The 21975-nt window shown below is 38.1% G+C and carries 24 protein-coding genes and 2 pseudogenes; 3 read left to right on the top strand and 23 right to left on the bottom strand.

The genetic code is table 11. From position 1 onward, the window contains the following. A complete protein-coding gene (locus HMPREF0819_RS01340; protein WP_004231292.1) occupies positions 1-672 on the top strand; it encodes a Crp/Fnr family transcriptional regulator in 672 nt (223 codons plus the stop codon). Positions 673-721: 49 nt separating this feature from the next. On the opposite strand, the gene HMPREF0819_RS01335 is transcribed toward HMPREF0819_RS01340, so the two are convergent. The 16 genes from HMPREF0819_RS01335 to HMPREF0819_RS09530 form a co-directional block, all read right to left on the bottom strand. Then, positions 722-943, bottom strand: a complete 222-nt coding sequence (locus HMPREF0819_RS01335; RefSeq protein WP_004231289.1) for a potassium channel family protein — start codon at positions 941-943, stop codon at positions 722-724. A gap of 179 nt (positions 944-1122) precedes the next feature. Beyond that, complete coding sequence (locus HMPREF0819_RS01330) at positions 1123-1809, bottom strand: ABC transporter ATP-binding protein (protein ID WP_004231287.1); 687 nt, start codon at positions 1807-1809, stop codon at positions 1123-1125. An 8-nt stretch (positions 1810-1817) separates the two neighbouring features. Next, entirely contained in the window at positions 1818-2870 is a 1053-nt protein-coding gene (locus HMPREF0819_RS01325) for an ABC transporter permease (protein ID WP_004231284.1), read from the bottom strand. A gap of 151 nt (positions 2871-3021) precedes the next feature. After that, positions 3022-3522, bottom strand: a complete 501-nt coding sequence (locus HMPREF0819_RS01320) for a YkgJ family cysteine cluster protein (RefSeq protein WP_021142109.1) — start codon at positions 3520-3522, stop codon at positions 3022-3024. Between the two features lie 80 nt (positions 3523-3602). Then, a complete protein-coding gene (locus tag HMPREF0819_RS01315; RefSeq protein WP_004231278.1) occupies positions 3603-4463 on the bottom strand; it encodes a hypothetical protein in 861 nt (286 codons plus the stop codon). Positions 4464-4582: 119 nt separating this feature from the next. Next, entirely contained in the window at positions 4583-5008 is a 426-nt protein-coding gene (locus HMPREF0819_RS01310) for a cupin domain-containing protein (protein WP_004231276.1), read from the bottom strand. Between the two features lie 23 nt (positions 5009-5031). Continuing rightward, positions 5032-5355 (bottom strand): carboxymuconolactone decarboxylase family protein, encoded by a 324-nt coding sequence (locus HMPREF0819_RS01305; protein WP_004231274.1) that lies wholly within the window; start codon positions 5353-5355, stop codon positions 5032-5034. 151 nt (positions 5356-5506) lie between these two features. Further along, positions 5507-5893, bottom strand: coding sequence for a stress response transcriptional regulator NmlR (gene nmlR, locus HMPREF0819_RS01300; RefSeq protein ID WP_004231272.1), 387 nt, complete (start codon positions 5891-5893; stop codon positions 5507-5509). 86 nt (positions 5894-5979) lie between these two features. Next, positions 5980-7167 carry an Mbeg1-like protein gene (locus HMPREF0819_RS01295; RefSeq protein WP_004231270.1) on the bottom strand — a complete coding sequence of 396 codons (1188 nt, stop codon included), beginning with the start codon at positions 7165-7167 and terminating at the stop codon, positions 5980-5982. Between the two features lie 77 nt (positions 7168-7244). After that, complete coding sequence (locus HMPREF0819_RS01290) at positions 7245-10034, bottom strand: cation-translocating P-type ATPase (RefSeq protein WP_004231268.1); 2790 nt, start codon at positions 10032-10034, stop codon at positions 7245-7247. 161 nt (positions 10035-10195) lie between these two features. Next, on the bottom strand, positions 10196-10684 hold the full coding sequence (locus HMPREF0819_RS01285; RefSeq protein ID WP_044023258.1) for a DUF2798 domain-containing protein: 489 nt from the start codon (positions 10682-10684) through the stop codon (positions 10196-10198). A 227-nt stretch (positions 10685-10911) separates the two neighbouring features. Further along, a complete protein-coding gene (locus tag HMPREF0819_RS01280; protein WP_004231262.1) occupies positions 10912-11379 on the bottom strand; it encodes a GNAT family N-acetyltransferase in 468 nt (155 codons plus the stop codon). A 59-nt stretch (positions 11380-11438) separates the two neighbouring features. Next, entirely contained in the window at positions 11439-12089 is a 651-nt protein-coding gene (locus HMPREF0819_RS01275; protein WP_004231261.1) for an HD domain-containing protein, read from the bottom strand. Between the two features lie 62 nt (positions 12090-12151). Beyond that, positions 12152-12451, bottom strand: a complete 300-nt coding sequence (locus HMPREF0819_RS01270; RefSeq protein WP_004231259.1) for a rhodanese-like domain-containing protein — start codon at positions 12449-12451, stop codon at positions 12152-12154. After that, the gene (locus HMPREF0819_RS01265; protein WP_004231257.1) at positions 12444-14099 is read right to left on the bottom strand and encodes an FAD-dependent oxidoreductase; all 1656 of its coding nucleotides are present in this window, start codon (positions 14097-14099) and stop codon (positions 12444-12446) included. Before HMPREF0819_RS01265 ends, HMPREF0819_RS01270 begins: the two co-directional genes overlap by 8 nt. After that, positions 14100-14264, bottom strand: coding sequence for a rhodanese-like domain-containing protein (locus HMPREF0819_RS09530; protein WP_413081340.1), 165 nt, complete (start codon positions 14262-14264; stop codon positions 14100-14102). It abuts the gene before it with no gap. 298 nt (positions 14265-14562) lie between these two features. Here HMPREF0819_RS09530 and HMPREF0819_RS01255 point away from each other — a divergent pair, with 298 nt between their 5' ends. Both HMPREF0819_RS01255 and HMPREF0819_RS01250 read left to right on the top strand, forming a co-directional pair. After that, positions 14563-14823, top strand: a complete 261-nt coding sequence (locus HMPREF0819_RS01255; protein WP_004231253.1) for a metal-sensing transcriptional repressor — start codon at positions 14563-14565, stop codon at positions 14821-14823. A gap of 96 nt (positions 14824-14919) precedes the next feature. Next, positions 14920-15699: a protein-ADP-ribose hydrolase gene (locus HMPREF0819_RS01250; protein ID WP_004231250.1), complete on the top strand. Its 780-nt coding sequence runs from the start codon at positions 14920-14922 to the stop codon at positions 15697-15699. A gap of 79 nt (positions 15700-15778) precedes the next feature. Here the strand turns inward: HMPREF0819_RS01250 and HMPREF0819_RS01245 are convergent, their stop codons facing one another. The 7 genes and pseudogenes from HMPREF0819_RS01245 to HMPREF0819_RS01215 form a co-directional block, all read right to left on the bottom strand. Beyond that, positions 15779-16750, bottom strand: a complete 972-nt coding sequence (locus tag HMPREF0819_RS01245; protein WP_004231248.1) for an alpha/beta hydrolase — start codon at positions 16748-16750, stop codon at positions 15779-15781. 168 nt (positions 16751-16918) lie between these two features. Continuing rightward, positions 16919-18079: an MFS transporter gene (locus HMPREF0819_RS01240; protein ID WP_044023257.1), complete on the bottom strand. Its 1161-nt coding sequence runs from the start codon at positions 18077-18079 to the stop codon at positions 16919-16921. Between the two features lie 242 nt (positions 18080-18321). Continuing rightward, positions 18322-19224: an MATE family efflux transporter gene (locus HMPREF0819_RS01235; protein WP_004231243.1), complete on the bottom strand. Its 903-nt coding sequence runs from the start codon at positions 19222-19224 to the stop codon at positions 18322-18324. A gap of 198 nt (positions 19225-19422) precedes the next feature. Continuing rightward, positions 19423-19923 (bottom strand): pyridoxamine 5'-phosphate oxidase family protein, encoded by a 501-nt coding sequence (locus tag HMPREF0819_RS01230; protein ID WP_336495110.1) that lies wholly within the window; start codon positions 19921-19923, stop codon positions 19423-19425. Positions 19924-20001: 78 nt separating this feature from the next. Next, positions 20002-20349, bottom strand: a complete 348-nt coding sequence (locus tag HMPREF0819_RS01225; protein WP_004231239.1) for a cyclophilin-like fold protein — start codon at positions 20347-20349, stop codon at positions 20002-20004. Between the two features lies 1 nt (position 20350). Next, a pseudogene (locus HMPREF0819_RS01220) lies at positions 20351-20698 on the bottom strand (cyclophilin-like fold protein). Positions 20699-20802: 104 nt separating this feature from the next. After that, positions 20803-21972: pseudogene (locus tag HMPREF0819_RS01215) on the bottom strand (MalY/PatB family protein). Positions 21973-21975: the final 3 nt, after the last annotated feature.

Raw genomic sequence — 21975 nt, 5'->3', positions numbered from 1 at the left:
ATGCAATCTACACTAGATATTACAGAACTTTATCAATACGGCGAACGTGTAGCCTTTCAAAAGGGTGAATATTTAGCACAGTCCATCGCTGGAGAAACAAGCGGTGATATTTATATCCTTTGCTCAGGTATATGTGCTCTTTCTTCTATTTCTTCTGACGGTAGAGAGACAACCTACCTCTATTTTAAAAAACAACAATTCGTTGGATTTGTTCCCTTGATGAACACTGTTCATCTAAACTACTATGGAAAAAAATCATTTTCAATCGTGGCTAAAAGGCCGTGCATTGCTTATCGTATCTCAAGTCGACAATTTCAAGAATTACTTGGATTTCCATCAGTTGTTAGCCTGATGCTAAATACACTGACTGAAAATCATATTTATCTGATGGAACATTTTCACAGCAGTAAAAATGAGCCTGCTTTGGTTCAATTCTGTCGTTTCTTGCTTGAACAAGCCGAAGCAAGCGATAAAGGCGATCTTGTTTTAGACACTTTCTTTACTTATCAAGAAATTGCTTGCTACCTTGGCATGCACTCTGTGACCATTGCACGAATGGTTAAGGCTTTGCACGCTGAAGGTATGATTGATAAATGCGGTCACCAGATTCACATCACAAATCCAACACAAATGGCAAAACTCATCGCAGAAGACCGTAAAATTGATTATTAAAAAACCGAAAGTTTGAACGCTTTCGGCTTTTTGTTTGTCCAAAACTAATTTACTTTTTAAATCTGATTTTCTCAAATTTCTTAACCACAACAGCCAAGAAACTTGCCATGATTCCAAGACTAATGACAGAGTATGCCATGGTGGAGATTTTGCCGACTGCCGTTACCGGGTAAATATCACCATAACCAATCGTTGTTAAGGTTGTAAAGGAAAAGTACAAAGCATCAAGGTATGAAAAATGCTCAACATTGGCATAAAAAAAGTGTACCACTTAAAAGCACTACAGCAGTAACCCCTACTATACCTCGAGTCTCTTCATCTTTTAGATGTGACCACAAGATACGAATGGTCCGACGCATTTGCAAGAAAAAAGTAATCATGACGTCTCCTTTACTTACGACCTGTTTTAAACTCAGTCAATTTTGACTTCATTATATCGCACACAGGGTCTTATTGCTGGAATGTACTAATCTCCTCTTCGCGCAAAACACCGTCTTCCATGACTAACAGTCGGTCACAATAAGCAACCAAGCGTCTGTCATGCGTTACCATCAAGACCGCTTTATTTTTTTCTTTAGCTTCATCGGCTAATATTTTGACAACTTCCATTGCTTTTTCAGTATCCAAGCTCGCTGTTGGTTCATCAGCAAGGATAATAGTTGGGTCATTGTACAAAGCTCTAGCGATAGCGACACGCTGCCTTTGTCCACCAGAAATCTCTTCAGGATATTTATCTGCGATATCAGTGATGCCAAGCTGAGCAAAAAGACTATCAATCGACTCACGCTGCTTTTTCTTATCCACCTTATCAACCAAGCGTAGCTGGTCTTTGATTTTTAAAAATGGTACTAAGTTTGAAGCTTGCAGAATAAATCCAATCTGGTCAAAACGCATTTTAGCGCGTTCTTTTTCTTTTTTCTGGCTAAATGATTGACCATTAAGTCTGACCTCTCCTTGTGAGGGTGATTGTAGCCCACCGATAATGGTCAAAAAGGTACTTTTCCCAGAACCTGATGGCCCAATAACTGCTACAAATTCTCCCTTATTAATGGTCAAATTGGTTTCTTTCAGAGCTTCAATTTGTTCGGGTCCATCTTTAAAATATTTTTTGATTTTTATTAATTCAATTGCTGTCATAAATTCTCCTAACCGATTGCTTTCAGCGGGTCAACTTTAACGATACTAATCACTGAGAATAGTGCGCCAAAGACTGCGATAAGAACCATCATCACACTGATTCCTGCAAAAAAGAGTGGATTTACCTGAAAAGGAACTGATGTTGGTAGAAAAACGACACTGAGCAGGGTTAACGCTAAGCCGAGACTAACCGCTAATATGGCTAAAATGAAGGTCTGTGCAAAAACCATTTTTGACAAATAAAAGTTCGAAATTCCTTGCGCTTTTAAAACACCAAAGATTGCTTTTTTCTGCAGTGTCAAAATATAGATAAATATTCCAATGACAATCGCTGCTATCACAATCAAAAAGCCAATCATAAAGGAAAAAGTCAGATTCTGAGCTTTATAACCTGGAAGATTTTCGATAAACGTTGATGTGGTCATGCTCTCAAGCTCTTTAGGAACCTGATTTACCTTGCCACGAATCACAAGAGCACTGATTGTATTTACTTGAGCATTATCCGCAAGGACGCTTGCCTGTGTTTCTTTTGTCATGTAAAGGACTGGCTGAACGTTAAAGCTCGCATTATCCGTAAAACCAGTAATAGTTAGCTTTTTAGTACTATCTCCAAGAGTAATTTTGTCACCAATTTTTAATTGATAGGATTTTTTTAAGCTACTATCAGCGACGACTTCTCCTGTTTTTGAGAAAAGCCTTCCTTCACTCAACTTCGGACGTAGAAATTCATCCTGCTTAATCGCGAATAAATTGACATTAATTTTATTTTTTTCCTTGTCTTTAATTGTTGCAGAAGTTTGTGTCAATTCTGCCATTTTATCAGCTTTAACATCACTTTTTAAGTCGACTGAAAAGCGTGACATACGCAGATTTTTATTAGCTTGCTCATTTAAAATGACATAATCAGATTTCCAAGAATCAACCGCCGAACGATTGGTCTGTGCCAAGCCATTAGCTAAACTTGTCAGGAAAAATACTAGGTAAGCAATTAAAAAGATTACTCCTACTACCAATCCATAACGTAACTTCGAGTGTTTTATTTCATTCCAGGCTAAAAACATAAGTGTCCTCCTCTAGTTCGATTACTGTAAGCTTACTATGATTTTCATGCAAAGTACATTTATTTGATTACAAATTTTACCGCTTTCACGAAAACGCAAGCGCAGCAAGGGATAGAAAAACCTCCCCTCAAAATGAGGGGAGGCAACTTCTCTATTTCCCTTCCAATCGTTCTTTGAGTTTTTCGACAAAGAGGTAGGCTGCGGGGCAGAAAAGGGTGTTTTTGATGGTTAGGTTATTAATTTGATAGATTTTTTTGCGGTCTGTGTGTGGAAATTCACGGCATGCTTTTGGTCGGACGTCGTAAATGGTACAAAGGTTGTCATCGCCTAAAAATGGACAAGGCATTGATTGAAAGACTTTGTCGCCGTCTTCATCGACACGAAGGTACATGTCTTCAAATACGCCAAGTTTCATACGAAAAACTTTTGAAATGCGTGTAATATCTGCTTCTGTAAACAGAGGACCTAAGCTTTTGCAACAGTTAGCACATTTTGTGCAATCAATCTCGTTAAAAACTTCTGTGTGAATTTCTTGAGTAATTTTATCAAGATTTTTAGGAGCTTTTTTTTTGAGTGTTGCTAAAAATTTGCGGTGTTCTTTTTGTTTTTGTTGAGCTAGTTCATGATAACGTTCAATGTCAATATCTGTCATTTTCATACTTTCTAATATTGTTTTCAGTCAGAAAATATTATAGCACAAATAAAAAGAGGACTCAAAAACCTCTTTGATTGTCAGCGCAGCTTTAACAAAGCCACGCGCTCTTGTTCTTTTATCTCTTGAATAAATCTGTCAAATTCTGCTTTTGCTGCTCTGCTATTTTTCGAATCACAATCAAATGAAAGATTCTCTAAAAAGACGGGGTCAGTTCCTTTTTCTTGATAAATATTTCCTTGAAAGAAATAACGGCGAGTCTTTCGGTCAATCGCCACAACCGATGAGCGCCAACGTGCATTGTGCTGATTGTCGGGTTTCCAACTGATTTTCAACTGTTGTCCAAGAAAATACCAGCCCATCAGTTGCAACGAAACAATCTTCTGCCTTATTGGGTCTTGATAACAACATGACAGAGCTTGCGCATGATTGTCCAAAACAGAAAAAGGATGAAAGTCTTGAATCCCTTGATAATCATCATAAGATACTGCACTGTCAGTGCTATCTGTGTGAAAAAGCGATGAGTGCGCATCACGAAAAGGATTGTAGACATCATCAAGAGCTACTGTCTTACCGTAACTCAACCAGTCTATGCTTGCATTGTCATAATAAGTGATGGAATCTTTCAGCTGCTTTTTATCACTTGGCACTTGCAAAATCTGAATCGTCTCACGCGCTTTGATGGGGACTTTTGCCATCGCATTATAAAGCTGTGATTTTGTAAATATCCTAATACGTTTTAATTCCTTGCTATAACCTTTTTCCGAGCGATTAAGCACGTAAAAATCAGCCGACTCATCCAATTTAAAAACAATAACAAATTGTAAATTTTTTCGTTTCTGGTCTATTCTAAAAATCGGAGTTGCATACTGAGCATCTTTTTTAAAAAGATTAAGAAATGGCCCAGCCTTAACTAGCCTAATATGTTTTTCTTGCGTCATAGTTTCTAGTTTAACACGGCAAAATAAAATTGTCACGACACAAAAAATACCCAGATTTGTACTGGGTATCTAATGAATGAGAGATTAATTTTGTTTAAATATATGACAATAATAATGACTTAAAGTGCGTTGTAGTCAGCTTCGCTGACTGCTTCTAGCCAAGTATTTGAAGTATTTTCACCTGGCACTTCTACTGAGATGTGGCTAAACCATGAATCTTTCTTAGCACCGTGCCAGTGTTTGACATTTGCTGGAATCACAATAACTTTACCTGGTTCAAGACTAACTGCTTCTTTGCCTTCTTCTTGATACCAACCTTGACCAGCTGTACAAATCAAAATTTGACCGCCACCTTTGCTAGCATTATGAACGTGCCAATGATTACGACAACCAGGTTCAAAAGTCACATTTGCTAAAAATAGTGTTGAATCTGATCCGACAAGAGGATTTAGGAATGATTGCCCATCAAAATATTGGGCAAAAGCATCATTTGGCTGACCTTGACCGAATACATTTTCTTTATCAAAAAGTTCTTTATCTACCATCTTCTATCCTTTCTTTCGTATGCTTAATCTTCGCTCCAAACATCTTTTGCAAGGTTAAATACTGCCCAAGCTTTTGGCCATCCTGCGTAAAATGCTACGTGTGTCACGATAGCTGAAATTTCTTCTTTGCTAACACCGTTAGCTTGGGCATTTTGCAAATGATACACAAGTGAGCTGTCTGTGATGCCTTGTGACATAAGGGCAACAACCGTGATAATACAACGAGTTTTGACATCAATGTCAGCATTGTTCCAGTTTTCACCAAAAAGAATATCATCGTTAAAGTGCGCAAAATCAGGGGCAAATTCACCCAATTGGTCACGACCTGCACTTTGTTTAATTGTCATTTTTGACTCCTTTCAACACCAAGAATTCTTTCTAAGGCTATTGTAATCCTGCTTAAGTAAAATAACAAATACTCATTTCAAATACAGCATTATGCTTTTTAGACATATGTCAGATAATAAGAATAAGGAAGCCATAACTTCCTCTTTCTTGCTATTTTCGACCCTCAAAAAGACTATCTTCTTTTTTCAATAGTTTATTTTGATAATTTTTAATCTTATAATCCATGCGATTTCTAGTTGCTAGTAATTCCTCAATACGAGCATCTAGTTTATCACGTTGTTCTTGCAAGAGGTGCATGCGAGCTTCTTCAGTACCTTCACCTTGTTCAACCAAATTCATGTACTCAATCAAGGATTCAACACTCATTCCAGCTCGTCTGAAACAGCGAATAAACTCAAGTGTTGCAATGTCTTGTTCAGAAAAATCGCGGATGCCTGATTTATTTCGACGTACACGCGGCAGCAAGCCAATCCGTTCATAGTAGCGAATCGTATCTGCAGAAACCCCAGCCTGTTCACTGACTTTTTTGATATTCATAGGTCATCTCCTTTCTAACTTTACTTCAGTATATACCTTGAAGTTAACTCTAAGTCAAGAAAAAAACTTGAGAAAAATCTCAAGTTTTATTTTGATTTTCTATTATTCAAATTAGCTAGCAAACTATTAAAGTCTGGTAAGCTAAAAGGAATACTATCTTTTCCAAAATTGCCAAACTTACTGTGTCCGACAAATGCTTCAACGAAAAGCTTTGCGGATTTTGCAAGGAGCATTTTCTTTTCTGTCCCGACTGAGTAGAATGAGGCGATGCTTTTGGCTAATTTTGTAGCAAATTTTCTATCAATGGTCACGTCATTAATGCTATTAATACCACTTGACATCAGGGTATCAAAAAGAGTATCAAAAAGTACTTTTAATTCCTGACTAGACAACTCTGCCATCCATTGTTTGAAAGTCTTCTCAAGGTTCTGACTTAAAGCTGTCTGACATTCCGCTAAAATAAGCTCACCAGTTTCTTCATTAAGCTGCCACGAGGTCATAGCATGTTGCATGATACCTGTGGCATTACTCTTCACAACTATCGGAGTAATGTCATTATAGAGCATAATACCGACGATAGATTCTTCTGGTCGAATAACTGTCACGCGCTTGCGAACAGCCTTATATCCCTCACTATCAAGCCCTTTTTCTTGTAAACCCGGCGCATCAAGCATATAAACTTTTTCTACCTGAGGTCGAAGCAAGTCATTAACATGTGCTACCGCATAAAGCGCTAAATTACCACCTTTAGAATGACCGCTGACGGTCACTTTGCCAGCATATTTTTCAAGATAAGATTCAAGATAGGCTACCGCTGCTCGATGAGCAGGAATCTCTCGGACGTAGGTCAGTTTGAAGTCCTCTTTCCAGCCAATCAAAGTATCATCTGTCCCACGAAAAACAATCTGATGATGATTAAGTTCAGGCAAACGAAAGACCATTGCTGAAAATTGTCTTTCGTACTCTGAATCAACATCGTTGATATAATCTGATAGCACAAGATTTTTAAAACGCTGTGAAGTGACAACACTTTTTAGCAAATCTACTCGGGCTTTTGTCACCAAAAAACTGGGATTAAAGACTTTTTCACCTGTTACGTAAGGCATTAAGACCTCGTGAAGATCCACTTCTTTTGAAAAATCAATCGATGCATCTAACTCTTCAAAACAGAAATAACCAAGCTCATTCAAACACAGAATATCCGCTTCATTAAAGGCAAATTCTTCAAAAGAACGATTTTTGTTGTAATCTAAATAGTCATTAATTGTCGCCATAATTCTCCCCTAACTCTTTTGAATTTTACAGAGATTTTCAGAAAGTGTCAAGGAAAAGACAGACACCCAAAGTAAGCTTATTTTCGCATAAGTCTCTTACGCCATTCTTCAAGTCCTACGATGACAAATGGGCAGAGCATAAGGTAAAGCCAGTGCCAAACACCAAGGCTTGCTGTGTTAAACAAATCATGAAAAACAGGCACATATACCAGAATCACATAGATAATCAACTCAACAACTAAACCGATATTAATCAAAGGATTTCCAAATAATTGCAACTTACGAATGGATTGGTCAGAGGTTCTGCTGTTCATAACCATACCAATTTGGCAGAAAATAATGGCACCCAAAGTCATGGTTGTTGCTTCTTGGTACAATTGACCAGAACTTGCAAGCACAGCCAAATTTCCATTATGCAAAAGGTAAGTAATGAAGAACGCACCCATAGCAAGAGCTGACTCAATCAAACCATACCAAAGAAAAGCTTTAATAAGTAATTTTTTATCAAGTAAACGGTCAGTCAGTTTGCGAGGTGGTCGATTCATCACACCTGGTTCAGGCGGTTCAACCCCCAAACCAAGAGCAGGAATCATGTCAGTCCCCAAATCGACTGCTAAAATTTGCATGACCGTCAAAGGAAGGGGCACAAAGCCACGTGATAATAGGAAGAAGGCTGACGGTACTGCTTCTGGGGTGTTTGAGTTGAAAATGTAAGTCAAGAATTTCTTGATGTTATGGTAAACTGCACGACCTTCTTCAACTGCTTCAACAATCGATGCAAAATGATCATCAGCTAAAATCATATCAGCAGATTCTTTTGCGACATCTGTACCTGTAATCCCCATAGCGACACCAATATCTGCTTTTTTAAGAGCAGGAGCATCGTTGACTCCGTCTCCCGTCACAGCGACAACTTCGCCTAATTCTTGCAAAGCTGACACAACTCGGTATTTTTGTTCAGGTGCTACACGCGCAAAAACAATCTCACCTTTGAGAGCATCTTTAAGTTGATCATCTGACATGTTTTCCAACTCTAATCCAGTCACCACGCGGGCATCATCGCCATGCACAATACCAATTTTCTTCGCAATGCTAAGTGCCGTTAAGCCATAATCTCCTGTCACCATGATAATGCGAATACTTGCACGGTGACATTTTTCGACTGCCTCACGCACACCTTCACGAGGTGGGTCACTCATGGCAATCAAACCAAGAAAAATCATATTCTTTTCAAGAATATCTTGTGTCCATTGCTCCTCTTGAGTCAATCGATCGCTTTCCAAAGTTCGGTAAGCAAGTGCCAAAACTCGCAAACCATCTTTGGCAAATGCATCATTTGCTGCTAAGATACGTGATTGGACATCAGCCGTCATTTCATGAATGCCAGTTTGGTCTTTGTAGAAATGGCAGAGCTCTACCATTTCTTTTGGTGCACCTTTAGTGATTGACACCAAAGAGTTGCCGTCAACTAGACTGTCTACTCGATTGATAGTTGTCATGCGCTTGCGCACAGAATCAAAAGGCAATTCTTTCAAACGTGGTCCCCAAGATTTATTTTTCTCAAGGGTTAGACCTGCTTTTTCAGCCAAGACATTCAAGCAAGCTTCAGTCGGGTCACCAAGGACAGTGTACGAAGCATTTTCGTCATTAGGTGGCAAAACTTGTGCATTACTGCAGAGGTGAGCAAAGCGGACAAGGTGTTCAAGCGGTTGACTTTCGATAAGCGCAGCTTTCTTACCAACACTTTTGTAGATATCTCCTTCAGCAGCATAGCCTAGTCCTGTCACATCATACTGACCAGATACTTGCCAGAGGTGATTAACCGTCATGGCATTTTGGGTCAATGTTCCTGTCTTATCCGAACAAATAACCGAAGTTGCTCCCAAAGTTTCAACGGATGATAATTTTTTAACCAAGGCGTTTGATTTTGCCATGCGTTGCACAGCCATTGCCAAAGAAAGAGTAACTGTCGGAAGCAATCCTTCTGGGATAAAGGCGACGATCATACCAAGTGCGAAAATAAAGGCTTTTGCAAATGGTTGGTGAACAAAAAGTGTCGCTGCGATAAAGAAAATAATCCCAACAGTAATTGCAATAACTGAAATTTGTTTGGTCAAATGGTCTAATTCTTTTTGAAGCGGGCTCTTATCATCAGCCATATTTTCTGTCAAGTGAGCGATTTGTCCAAATTGGGTTGCCATACCAGTTGCTGAGACAATCATCTTGGCTGAACCCGATGAAACAGTTGTACCTGCAAAGACCATATTGTCGTATTCAAGAGCTGTTTTTTGAGCATTTGTGTCAGCATCACTATTTTTATAGACAGGATTAGATTCACCTGTTAGGGCGGATTGATTGACCTGCAAATCTGTTGCAAAAATAACACGACCATCTGCAGAGATACGGTCACCTTCTTCAATCAAAACAAGGTCGCCAGGCACCAACTCTTCAGCAAGCACTTTTTCTTCTTGTCCATCACGAATAACACGTGCATAAGAAGGAAGCATTTTTCTAAGAGCTTCTGTTGCTTGGCTCGCACGGTATTCTTGAACAAAACTAAAAATACCATTGATGATATTGACAAACCAAATAGCAAGACCAAGTTCAACACTGTGAGATAAAGTCGCCACAGCACCTCCTACCCAGAGAAGGATTGCCATAAGGCTTGTAAAATTCCTAATAAAAGTTACAATGACTGGTTCTTTTTCAGCTTCTTTTAATCGATTCGGACCATATTGTTTTTGACGTTCTTTGACTTGTTTATGACTTAGGCCTGAGCTTTGCGTAGCAGCGGCTTTGTAAACGTCGTTAGCTGCGTAAGTTTCAAGGTCAAGTTGAACAGTTTTTTCATTTGTTCGATTACTCATAACTTGTTCCTCGATTTCTAAAAACGGTTACACGTCCTTAAGCTCATTATACTACTTTTTCAAACCACCAAGGTAAATAAGCCTTGCTTTCCAAAGTATTTTCAACAGAATTTCATATGTGTACAAAAAAAGCTGGAAGAAACCTTCCAACTTTCTTCATATTATTCAGTTACTTCAGCAGGTGCTGGCGCTGGTGCCAAAAGACCTTGTTTTTGAATTTCTCCAAGGAAGAAACGGGCAATTGGTCCAACGATTAAGAAATTATATGGCAATGCTACAACAAAATTTGTAATCCAAGTACGTCCATATAATGGAAGAGAAATAGCTGACAAGCCATGACTAAAGACCATTCCGTAAAATGACATACAAGTTACCATACCAAGAACCATGCATCCTGAGATAGTAAGAATTTTAACTAATTGATGTTTTAAGCTGCTTGGCAAAATTCCAAATGCGATTTTTTTAGCGATTGGTCCAACAATTAGAGTATCTAAAATGAAAGCAACGATAAACCCAGGAATGAATCCTAGAAAAACGTGTTTCCATGAAAATGCTCCTGCAACAAATAAGTTCCACATACTCATTCCAAAAACCATCATTCCACACATCAAACATGTAAACACCATTGCTTCTTTAAAATTACGAGGCATTCTATCAATCTCCATTCATGTAATTATTCATCAACCCTCAACCTAGGTCGGCGTACAACATGATGTCCTCCGCTAGGATAGTGCTTAAAATAGATGTTTTGCACTCTTTCCAAACAACTCCAGTTTACAGTCAACAGGATTCAGTCTACCATAAAAAATTTTTCTTCGTAAGCATTTTTTGACAAAAAAATAGAAGTAAACGTTTTACACATTTACTTCTCATTTTATTAATCAATAATTTGTTCCATACGGGTTTCTTGTGGTGTCAAACCTTGACGTTCATAGAAACGCACAGCAGATTTATTAGCACTCCAAACGTTTAATGTGAGATTATAACAGCCAATTTCTTTGGCATATTGAAGAGCAAAGCGGTAAAGTTGTTCACCAATTTTTTGCCCACGCGCAGCCTCATCCACACACAAATCATCAATAAACAGCGTTTTGTGAGCAACTTTTGGCGCATGTGATTCTTCAATCACAGTAAACAAATGACCAAGAACTGTTCCGCTTTCATCCTCATACACAAAAATAGGACGACTATCATCAGCGATAAGCTCTGCTAATTCACTCTCGGTGTATTTGACTCCCTTTTCTTGAAATAAATCTGGTCTCACCTTGTGGTGCACCAAAAGAACTTGCTCTAACAAGTCTATAAGTTTTGGAATATCTGCTTCTTTTGCACGTCTAATTGTCATATAACAAACCTCCACAATTTAGTCTTTCAATTATAGCATTTTCTTTTTTATTTGTAATACTATAATTTGCCATCCCATTCTGCATAAAATTCTTGTAAAAATTCTTCTAAAACTTTGTGGCGATGATCTGCCATTTTGCGTGCATAATCAGTATTCATCAAGTCTTTAAGTTTGAGCAATTTTTCATAGAAGTGAATGATTGCTGTATCCTTGCCGTTACGATATTCATCGTAACTTAAATGCTCACGAGCTTTCATGTCTGGGTCATGAATTGGACGACCTTTGCTACCTGAATATGCCATACATCTGGCAATCCCAATTGCGCCAATAGCATCTAGTCGGTCAGCATCTTGTACAATTTTTCCTTCTAGTGTTTCTGGTATACTGCTGCCATCGCCCTTAAATGACATGGTATTGATGATTTGGATAATATGATTTACATCGCTCGCAGCTAAGCCTTGATTAGTCAACCAACTCTTCAATTCTGCTAAAGCTTGCTCTGGATTATCATTTAATTTTTCATCAGCCATGTCATGCACCAAAGCAGTCAATTGACAAATGAAACTATCTGCTCCTTCTTTCTCCGCCAACTCACGCGCCGTATTTCTCACACGAACCGCATGCCACCAGCCATGCCCGCTTGCATCCGTATGCAATTTATCATAAACAAGCTTTTCAGCTTCTTGTAAAATAGTATTCTTATCAATCATAAAATGATTATAACATAAAAGCAGAGTAAATTTACCCTGCTAAAAAATTAGAAAATGTTTAATTAGTATTCTAATACTCCTGGCCACGCTGAAGTACCACCAGCAATATTGACGACATTATAGCCTTGTGCATCAAGAAAAAGGCAAGCCTGTCCAGAACGTGCACCACTTTGACAGATAATATGATAAGTTTTATCTTTATCAAGTACTTGGTAGCCAGATACAAATTCACTTAAAGGAAGGTTAACAGCTGTCGGAACATGCCCCGTAACGAATTCTACTCTTTCACGCACATCAATAATATTACAGCTTTCGCTCTTCATTTTTTCATGTAGGTGAGTTGCTGAGATTTCTTTAATCATGTTTAATATCCTCTGGTTTTACAGTACTATAGAGGTGGTAAGAACCATCAAGATTCTTCACTTTAAAACCGTTTTGTTTCAAAATGCGTTCTCCAATGTAAGAACGAAGACCACTGTGACAACTGATGATATATTCTTTGCTAGAATCTAATTCAGATAGACGCTCACGTAATTCGTCAAGTGGTATGTTAATACCATTTGCGATATAGCCTCTAGCAACTTCTGCTTTTGTACGCACATCAAGTAAGAGTTTAGCTTTGGCTAATTCGTCAGCCAAATCATACCATTGGACAGACTCACTAATACCTTCAATGATATTAAGTGCAGCATATCCTGCCATATTAACTGGATCTTTAGCAGCTCCAAATGGTGGCGCATAAGCGAACTCTAGTTCTGGAAGGTCTGCTACAGTTAAGCCCGCTTTGATGGCAGTGGCTAAAACATCGATACGTTTGTCGACACCTTTTTGTCCCACAGCTTGAGCTCCATAGATAGCTCCAGTTTTCTTGTTGAAAATTAATTTCAAAACAACATCAGTTGCTCCTGGATAGTAGCCCGCATGATCCTTGTTATTCGTATGAACGACAGCAACATCTTCAAAATGCTGACGAGCAATACGTTCACTTAGCCCTGTTGAAGCCGCTGCTAAATCAAAGACTCGAACGATAGCTGTTCCAATACTACCTTTATTTTGACGCGCTATGCCAGCGATATTATCAGCAACTTGACGACCTTGACGGTTAGCTGGACTCGCCAAAGAAATCAGTGCATCCTGACCTGTTATTTCTTGTTTGACGATGATAGCATCACCGACTGCGTAAATATCTGGATTACTTGTTTGATAATTTTGATTAACTAAAATGCCACCACGCATACCAAGTTCAAGACCGGCTTCTCTTGCTAAACTTGATTCTGGTTGAACCCCGACAGACATAATCGTAATGTCAGATACCAACTCACTACCATCTTCTAAAATGATCGTTTTGCCATTATCTTTGAAAGCTTTAGCAGATTGATTGGTATAAACTTTGATACCATTTTCTTCCAACTCTTGCTTAACAAAAGCTGCCATTTCTTCATCAAGTGGCGGTAAGACATGCGGTGCCCTTTCAACGATGGTCACTTTCAAACCTTTTTTGGCTAAGCTTTCTGCCATTTCAAGACCGATAAACCCTGCACCAATAACTGTTGCTCGTCCAGATTGAACTTCAGACAAGGCAGCCATGATTTTATCCAAATCTGGAATATTACGGAGCACATAAACATTATCTGCACTGTCTAATCCTTCCATCTCTGGAACAAATGGTTTAGCACCTGGTGATAGAATTAATTTATCATATGATTCTGTATAGTCTTTGTCACCATGACGAACTGTGATTTCTTTCTTGTCTGCATCAACTGATAATACGTCTGATTCTGGACGTACATCAATGTTAAAGCGTGCTTTCAATCGCTCAGGTGTCTGAACTAGTAAATTGCTACGCTCTGCAATTTCTCCAGAAACGTGGAAAGGTAAGCCACAGTTAGCAAATGAAACGTATGGTCCTTTATCAAAAACAATAATTTCAGCATCTTCCATCAAACGGCGAAGACGTGTCGCAGCTGACATGCCCCCAGCGACACCACCAACAATAAGAATTTTAGTCATCTATTTTCCTCCAACAATTTTTCCGTGCCAAGCTAACATGCCACCTTTAACAGAAATAGCATCGTACCCCTTAGCTTTTAAGATTTTTGCGGCACGCTTACTGCGTGCTCCAGAGTGACAGATAAGATAAATAGACTTATCTTTTTTACCCTCATAGGTATAAATCCTATCAAATGAAAAAAGTCGTGCTCCCTTAATATGCCCCCCATGTATTCTTGAGCTGTTCGCACATCTAATAAGACAGTAAACTTGTTTCGCATCTTGTTCTCAAGCTCAGTTGTTGTAATTGTCCTCACTGGTTGAGTAAAAAGTTTTTTAAGAAAAATGAGCTTCTCTTTCTTTTTCAAAATACCCCTATAGGTATAAAAGAATGATATCATAGAGACTTTTATTCTGTCAACGAAAAGGTTTCAAGTTTGACAACTATACCTACCACCGGTATAATATATAAAAAGGAGGCCTCATGAAAACAGATAAAAAAGATATTCTCAATCGTTTAAAACGTGCTGAAGGGCAGCTACGTGGCATTCAAAAAATGATTAACGAAGAGCAAGAATGCATAGATATCGTGACTCAACTTACAGCTGTCAGATCAAGCATCAATCGTACTATTGGAATTGTGATTGCAAATAAAATCAATCAAGTCATTGAGGAGCCTGTACAAGATCCTGAACTTCAAGAAGAAAAACTTGCTAAAGTTATTGAGATGATTATCAAAAAATAGGCTAAGAAAGTCTACTTTTTCTTAATGCGAATTCCTTAAAAAGGTGATATACTAAAATCTGAGTAAGCGATTTTATATATTTAGTAAGGAGTCCGTATGACTAAGAAAGAAATGGTAAACTTCCTTTTAGATTACCTGATTATGGAAAATCCACAATTCAAAGCTATCGATGTGCCTGAAGATTTACCTGGACAAGAAGCACTTTTGCGAGCTCTTCTCAATGTTAGACCGCCTATGGCTGTTTCAACACGCTTTTTGATTATACAAAATGACTATCTTCAATTAAAAAAAGCTGAGCGCGTTGTTGTCTTTTTAAATCACATTCAACCACTCGCCACAGATGATCGATTATATGTGTGGAAAGGAGATATTTCACGTCTTCAGGTTGATGCTATTGTCAATATGGCAAACCACCAAATGCTTGGTTGTTTCCAACCTCTTCACGAATGTGCTGACAACACGATTCATACTTACGCTGGTGTTCAACTACGTTTGGAATGCTACAATCTGATGAAGGATCAAGGACATGACGAACCAGAAGGTAGTGCTAAAATCACACCTGGTTATAATCTTCCAGCAAAATTCATTCTCCACACTGTTGGACCAGCTATCAATGAACATTTGACAGAATCTGATGCTGATTTACTTGCACAAAGTTATCTTTCTTGCTTGACCTTAGCTGAAAAAAATCAGTTAGAGTCTGTAGCACTAGCGTCGCTAGCAACAAATCACGATAAACATTTCGTTAACGAAGATGCTGCTAGAATCGCTGTAAATACAGTCAAAAATTTCTTGGCACAAAGTAAATACGTTAAGAAAATTATTTTCAACGTTGCTGAAGATGAAGTTGCTCTTTATCAAGAATTACTTCGTTAAACCAAAAACTTCCGCCTTAACAGACGGAAGTTTTTTTATATTCGCAAAGAAAGTTAATTTATGAATACTATAAACTTAATTATAGATTTTCGTTGATGAATTTTTCAATGTCATCAAATGGGATGATATCTTTTTGGTCATAAAGGTCACAGTGACTTGCACCTACTACAGAAATCATCTTCTTGTTGTCGCCAGTCAATTTTTCAAAGGCATCTTTACCCATATAATATGAGTGAGCCTTGTCACCATGAACGACAAGCACAGCATTACGAATTTCATCAGTATAGTGAAGGAAACGCGTATTTAGGAAACTTGTATTTGATTGAACTGCCCAACCATTATTAGAATTAAGGCTACGTGCATGATAACCACGCGGTTGTTTGTAATAAGCATAATAATCTTTGACAAATTGCGGTGCGTCTTCTGGAAGAGGGTCAACCACACCACCAGCTAGAGCGTAATCACCATTTTGATAATCTTTGGTACGTTGATTTGCAAGAGCTAGACGAGCTTGGTAACGTGCTTCTTCATTATCAGCTGAATCAAAATAACCATTTCCAGCAATTCGAGACATGTCATACATAGTTGAGGCTACTGTTACTTTGATACGTGGGTCAATCGCTGCTGCATTAAGGGCAATGCCTCCCCAACCACAAATACCGATGATACCAATTTTATCCGCATCAACATTTTCAAGCGTTGATAGATAATCAACAGCTGCTTGGAAATCTTCGGTATTAATGTCTGGCGATTGCATATAACGTGGAGTACCGCCTGATTCTCCTGTGTAAGACGGGTCAAAAGCAATTGTCAAGATACCACGCTCTGCCATTTCTTGCGCATAAAGTCCTGAAGATTGTTCCTTTACAGCTCCAAAAGGTCCTGATACAGCAAGTGCTGGCAATTTGCCTGAAGCATTCTTAGGCGTATACATATCAGCAGCTAAAGTAATACCAAAGTGATTATGGAAAGTCACTTTTTTGTGGTCAACTTTGTCACTTTTTGGGAAAACTTTATCCCATTCTTGTACCAAATGTAATTGTTCAGTCATCTTATTCTCCTTTTTATTATGTGTTTATGATGTTACTTAAAGTGTAACACTAACCTAAAATAATTTAAAAAATTTGTCGACAAAAAGCTTTGAAATCTTTTTCTAGTAGTTACTTTACACCTTGAAGTCCGCTCTAAGTCAAGATGATTTATCAAAATTTCAATAAAATTATTTGTTTGAAAGCCACTTCTGTCGAATTTGTATCGTTAAAAAAGCAAATAACAACATTATGATACTTCCCCAAATGCTAAACTGACTACCATTTCCGATGTCAATAAATTTACCTGTAAACGATGTCCCAACAGTCACACCAAGATTAGCAGCTGCTAAAAATAAGCCGTTAGCAAAATCGGGTGCATCATCACCAACGCTATAAATCATATATTGATTCACATTTCCTGCAAGTCCACCAAACATTCCAAAAATGACAACTAAAATCATCATTGTTAGTGCTTGATTTCCAAAGAAAAATAGCAAAGCTAGATTAATAATTAGGACGATTGGTAAACTAATCAATAATTGATGAGCATTTTTGTCTAAGAATTTTCCAGCCAGAGCATTACCGATAATATTAGCCAAGCCAATACTTAACAAAACCAAGGCGATTAAATTAACGTTGATTTGTGAGAAAGTCGCTAAGAAATCTGACATATAGGAATTAAAACCAAGCACAGCTCCATTCAATAAAATAACGCTTATAATAGAAATCCATATCGTTTTTCGTTTTAAAATACTTAATTGTTGTCCATAAGACAAGCCACGTGTCACTGGCATCGATGGCACTAAAACTATGGTTCCGATAAAAACAAGTAAATTAATAACAGCAAAAAAAAGCATGGCTAAGCTGAGCGAGAATTGGCTAGCTAAAAAATTAGAAACTGGCACTCCAAGCAGCGTTCCAGCTGAAACTCCCATAAAAACTTGAGCAACTGCTTTTTGCGATTCATTTTCAGGAACCGATGTAGCTGCAACCGTCATTGCCATAGAAACATATACAGGATGAAAAATTGCTGGTAGAACACGCGCAATCAGTAAAACAGTGAAGTTTGGTGCGAAAATTGAAACGATAGTGCTCAAAGCAAAAGCACCGGTAGCCAAAAGCATAACAGACCTTCGGTTGACCTTTGAAAACAGTAAGGGCATGGTTGGTCCTGCGATAGCCACGACTAAAGCAAATCCAGATACCAACAGACTGGCTGTAGTTAGTGAAATACCATAATGCTCAGAAATATGTGGTAAGATACCCGTTATCCCCATTTCAGTATTCAAAATCCCAAATACACCGATTGTTAACAGTAAAACCAATGAACGGTTTGAAGTTTTCTGCATTCGACACTTCCTTTCCTTAACTTCTACCATTATCATAACAAGGAATGCCGGCCATTACAAATACTTATATTTGATATATCCAATGCCTAAAAAGCATAGTTTCCCAATAAAAATTCCCCACCAAGCTAGTGAGGAAATCTTTTCTTACACTAACTTATAATTTTTCCATGTCCCCTTATGGTAACGGATTTCATGAATAATTCCTTTAACAAACCAGTCTAGAAACATAGCCGCCCAAGTTCCTAGCATCCCCATTCTAAGGTTAACAGAAAAAAGTAGGCACATACTACACGAACTAAAAGCATAGAAGAAATACTGATGACCATTGGAAAATTTGTATCACCCGCACTACGAAAGACAGCTGATAGATTATATAATTTCATTAACAAAGGCATTAAAGCTATAACAGCAGCTGAAAGACAAGCATTTGTAATATGGATGATTCGGCTAACTTTACGTTTGTAATATTCTGCACTAAGAACCTTCTTAATCATTTTCCAGTCAACTTTTTCTTTCAAAAAATTTCCTAAAGTCAATTCAGACGTTAGATGATAGGCAAACCAAGGCACTAAAATCATTGCGCCAACACGTGAAAAAAGAATCGGTACAGCTACTCCTTCAACGCCCCAACCAAGGCCATAAATCAAACTAATCCCCATTAAAATATTCAAGCCATTCATGACCAACATAATATTCATCGGAAAGCGTGATTTGTTTAGGGTTCTAAAAATCGCTGCACCCGAATTATAAAGAGCAATAAACGGTGTTGATAAAGCAACGATATTAAAGTAGCGATCTGCTTGCGAATGAACCTCAGGTGTAATCGTTCCAAATAAATGACTTAAGATAAATGGCTTAATCACAAAAATTAAAATAGTGATCATTAAGCTAAAATACAATGTGAATTTGACCAACTGATTGACAGCTTTATTAGCATTTTTACTATCACGGTCACCTAAGTATTGACCTGCAACAATGCCACCACCCGTTGCCAATGCAGCAAAGATACTGATAAAGAGCGCCATAAGAAATTCAACCAAGGATACTCCTGACACTGCTGCTTCACCAACTTTTGAAACCAAAATTGAGGCGATTAAGCCCACCAGATATTCCAAACCTTGTTCAATAATCGAAGGAATGAACAATTTTTCTATATCACGATTACTAAAAAATACGTGTTTTGCTGTGCTGCAACTACATCACTTTCCATAGTTTTCTCCTCTTTCTAACATCATCTGTTACTGTACACCATTGAGTTAGCTCCAAGTCAAGTGAATTTTTTAATTTTCTATCTTTATTAACAAAAAAAGTAACCAATCTACTTTAGATTAGTTGTTTTTCTATTATTTTTTAGGCATCATTGTCTTAGCTTTGGCGGAATATTGATCAATCACAATCTTAATCACGCCGACTGGTTTTGTCATTTTTTCGGTGAATTCAAATGTTTTTCCAGCTTGGTGCTGCATGAGTAGATTAAGGGCGTAGGCTTTTTGATCTGAATCTTCGAGAAGCTCTGCTTTTCCACGTCCGATAAACGAACTAAAAAAAGCACCGTATTTACAAGGCACGTCATAGTCGTAATCAGGCACCACTTCTCCCTCAATCTGAACACAAACATTGGGATTTTGGTAGATTAAATCAATTTTATGCCCTTGTCTCGCACCGTGTGTGTAAAAAGTAAACTGGTCAGTTTCTTCACGGTACTCATATCCATAATGCAAAGGGACAACGTAAGGAAATTCCTCATCAAAAAGCCCTAAATGCAAAATCATATTTTTCTCAACAATAGCTTTGATTTCTGTCAAGTCAGTCACTTCACGGTCACGACGTCTCATTTTTGTCATAGGTTGCCATCCCATCATTTCTTTTTTCAAACATTATAGCAAAAAAAGCAGTAATTTCTCGAAGCGGTCAAGACTATCCTACTTTTCTTCAAAAACAACAGTAACGTTTTTTCCAGCCATTGCTTTGCTAAAGCTACTCGTGTCTTTGATATGCCCTAGATAAATGTATTTAAAACAAGTCTTGCAATCATCATAGAAAAAGGTCAGTTCATTCGTCTGACATAGTAATAAATCACCTGCTTTTATCAAACAAGAACAGCGTTCGTGACTTGGTAGGTGGTCAGCTAGTAAATAAAATTTCTCATTGCCATTAACATCAGCCATATCTAGCTCAAGTGGCAAAAGTTTGGCAAATGCTTTCGCGCTAGCACTATTTTCTAAAATCAACCCAAAGCTTTCGCCAGCAACCGTCACTACAAATGCCATGCTAATCCTCCTCTTCAAATGTTACCGAGATATTACCACGTCCAAGACTATCAGAAAGTCCACTACCATCCACTATTTTTCCTAAATCAGTGTGGGAATAGCTTGATGAAAAATCGTCATAAAACAAGACCAAACCATTACCAGCCCATAATTTCAAATCACCAGAGTGGATTTCTCCAGCTCAATGATTATCTGAGGTAAACTTTCTATCTAACACGGCGTATTTCTCATTACCATTAACATCACTCATCTTTAACGTCAAAGGAAGACTGTCTCGAAACTCACGCGCGGCAGTCAAATCATTCAAAAGAAGTTTAAATGTTTTATTATTTACACTTACTTTAATCATTTTTTCACCTGAAACCTTTTGTGTATGTGGTTTTGCTGACTTGGCTGGCAAGCTGATAAAAGCACAGCCATCACAATAAACAAAATCCTTAGATATTTTTTCATTTACTGCTCGCTATATTTTCTAACTGCTTTTTTAAAACACTCCACAACATCAATTAATAGCTCAAGCGGGCAAGCATAGTTCCATCTGATAAATGCTCTTCCATTGCCACCAAAAATCTCACCGCTTGATAAGATTAAGCCTGTTTCGTGGCGGATAAAAGCACATAATTCTGTTGTATCTTATGAAATAGCAGAGCAGTCAAGCCAAGCAAGGTAAGTCGCCTTTGCCTCAACAATTTTAATTTCAGGGAAAGTCTCACTCACTTGCTCAATTAGATAGGCGCGGTTAGTTGCCAAATAGTGATTCAATTCATCTAACCAACCTTCAGAATCGTTAAAAGCTGCTTCTGTCGCTTGAATGGCAAATGAATTTGGTTCTGCCACTTCGTCTGTATTGATGCCACGATTGACTTGTTTACGAAGGGCTTCGTTTGGCACAGAAATCACTGATGTCTGCAGTCCTGCGATATTAAAAGCTTTTGACGGCGCCATACAAGTCATACTGATATTTGAAATAGCCTCTGATACTGATGCAAAAGGCGTATACTTACTACCTGGATGTGTCAAATCACACTGCACTTCGTCTGATAAGATAAGAACATCATGTTTTAGACAAAGTTGACCAATTTTTTCGAGCTCAGCTTTTGTCCAGACATAACCTGTTGGATTGTGTGGATTGCAAAAAATCATCAAAGTCGTCTCATCTTGCGCTAGCTTATTTTCCAAATCCTCATAGTCGATACTGTACTTTCCATCCTCATACAGCATGCGACTCTCTAAAACTTCACGACCGTTGTTCAAGATTGAATTGTAAAAAATGTTATAGACTGGAGTGATGAGCAAGACTTTGTCATTTTCTTTCGTCATCTTGCGGACAATTGATGAAATCGCTGGAACAGCACCTGTACAAAACATCAGCCACTCTTTTTGAAGCGTGAAACCATGTCGACGCTCCCACCATGAAATATAAGACTCAAAAAATGAATCCGGCACGGTATTGTAACCAAGAGCACCCTGATTTAAACGTGTCTGAATAGCACATTTGATTTCTGGAGCTGTGTCAAAATCCATGTCTGCAACCCACATCGGGAGTTCATCCTCACCAACATCCCATTTATAGGAATTCACTTTACGACGATTGACAATTTTATCAAAATGATATTTTTTCACGTA

This window comes from Streptococcus equinus ATCC 9812, from assembly GCF_000187265.1.
GTDB classification, from domain to species: domain Bacteria; phylum Bacillota; class Bacilli; order Lactobacillales; family Streptococcaceae; genus Streptococcus; species Streptococcus equinus.
This window is presented reverse-complemented; position numbering and strand designations above follow the sequence as displayed.

Coding starts and splice junctions, on each gene's coding strand:
- HMPREF0819_RS01230 (WP_336495110.1), bottom strand. CDS start 19,923: ATGACAAAAATGAGACGTCGTGACCGTGAAGTGACTGACTTGACAGAA.
- HMPREF0819_RS01255 (WP_004231253.1), top strand. CDS start 14,563: ATGAAAACAGATAAAAAAGATATTCTCAATCGTTTAAAACGTGCTGAA.
- HMPREF0819_RS01330 (WP_004231287.1), bottom strand. CDS start 1,809: ATGACAGCAATTGAATTAATAAAAATCAAAAAATATTTTAAAGATGGA.
- HMPREF0819_RS01340 (WP_004231292.1), top strand. CDS start 1: ATGCAATCTACACTAGATATTACAGAACTTTATCAATACGGCGAACGT.
- HMPREF0819_RS01310 (WP_004231276.1), bottom strand. CDS start 5,008: ATGGTAGATAAAGAACTTTTTGATAAAGAAAATGTATTCGGTCAAGGT.
- HMPREF0819_RS01240 (WP_044023257.1), bottom strand. CDS start 18,079: ATGCAGAAAACTTCAAACCGTTCATTGGTTTTACTGTTAACAATCGGT.
- HMPREF0819_RS01250 (WP_004231250.1), top strand. CDS start 14,920: ATGACTAAGAAAGAAATGGTAAACTTCCTTTTAGATTACCTGATTATG.
- HMPREF0819_RS01290 (WP_004231268.1), bottom strand. CDS start 10,034: ATGAGTAATCGAACAAATGAAAAAACTGTTCAACTTGACCTTGAAACT.
- nmlR (WP_004231272.1), bottom strand. CDS start 5,893: ATGAATATCAAAAAAGTCAGTGAACAGGCTGGGGTTTCTGCAGATACG.
- HMPREF0819_RS01275 (WP_004231261.1), bottom strand. CDS start 12,089: ATGATTGATAAGAATACTATTTTACAAGAAGCTGAAAAGCTTGTTTAT.
- HMPREF0819_RS01295 (WP_004231270.1), bottom strand. CDS start 7,167: ATGGCGACAATTAATGACTATTTAGATTACAACAAAAATCGTTCTTTT.
- HMPREF0819_RS01280 (WP_004231262.1), bottom strand. CDS start 11,379: ATGACAATTAGACGTGCAAAAGAAGCAGATATTCCAAAACTTATAGAC.
- HMPREF0819_RS01225 (WP_004231239.1), bottom strand. CDS start 20,349: ATGGCATTTGTAGTGACGGTTGCTGGCGAAAGCTTTGGGTTGATTTTA.
- HMPREF0819_RS01265 (WP_004231257.1), bottom strand. CDS start 14,099: ATGACTAAAATTCTTATTGTTGGTGGTGTCGCTGGGGGCATGTCAGCT.
- HMPREF0819_RS01325 (WP_004231284.1), bottom strand. CDS start 2,870: ATGTTTTTAGCCTGGAATGAAATAAAACACTCGAAGTTACGTTATGGA.
- HMPREF0819_RS01305 (WP_004231274.1), bottom strand. CDS start 5,355: ATGACAATTAAACAAAGTGCAGGTCGTGACCAATTGGGTGAATTTGCC.
- HMPREF0819_RS01270 (WP_004231259.1), bottom strand. CDS start 12,451: ATGATTAAAGAAATCTCAGCAACTCACCTACATGAAAAAATGAAGAGC.
- HMPREF0819_RS01315 (WP_004231278.1), bottom strand. CDS start 4,463: ATGACGCAAGAAAAACATATTAGGCTAGTTAAGGCTGGGCCATTTCTT.
- HMPREF0819_RS01285 (WP_044023258.1), bottom strand. CDS start 10,684: ATGCCTCGTAATTTTAAAGAAGCAATGGTGTTTACATGTTTGATGTGT.
- HMPREF0819_RS01245 (WP_004231248.1), bottom strand. CDS start 16,750: ATGACTGAACAATTACATTTGGTACAAGAATGGGATAAAGTTTTCCCA.
- HMPREF0819_RS01320 (WP_021142109.1), bottom strand. CDS start 3,522: ATGACAGATATTGACATTGAACGTTATCATGAACTAGCTCAACAAAAA.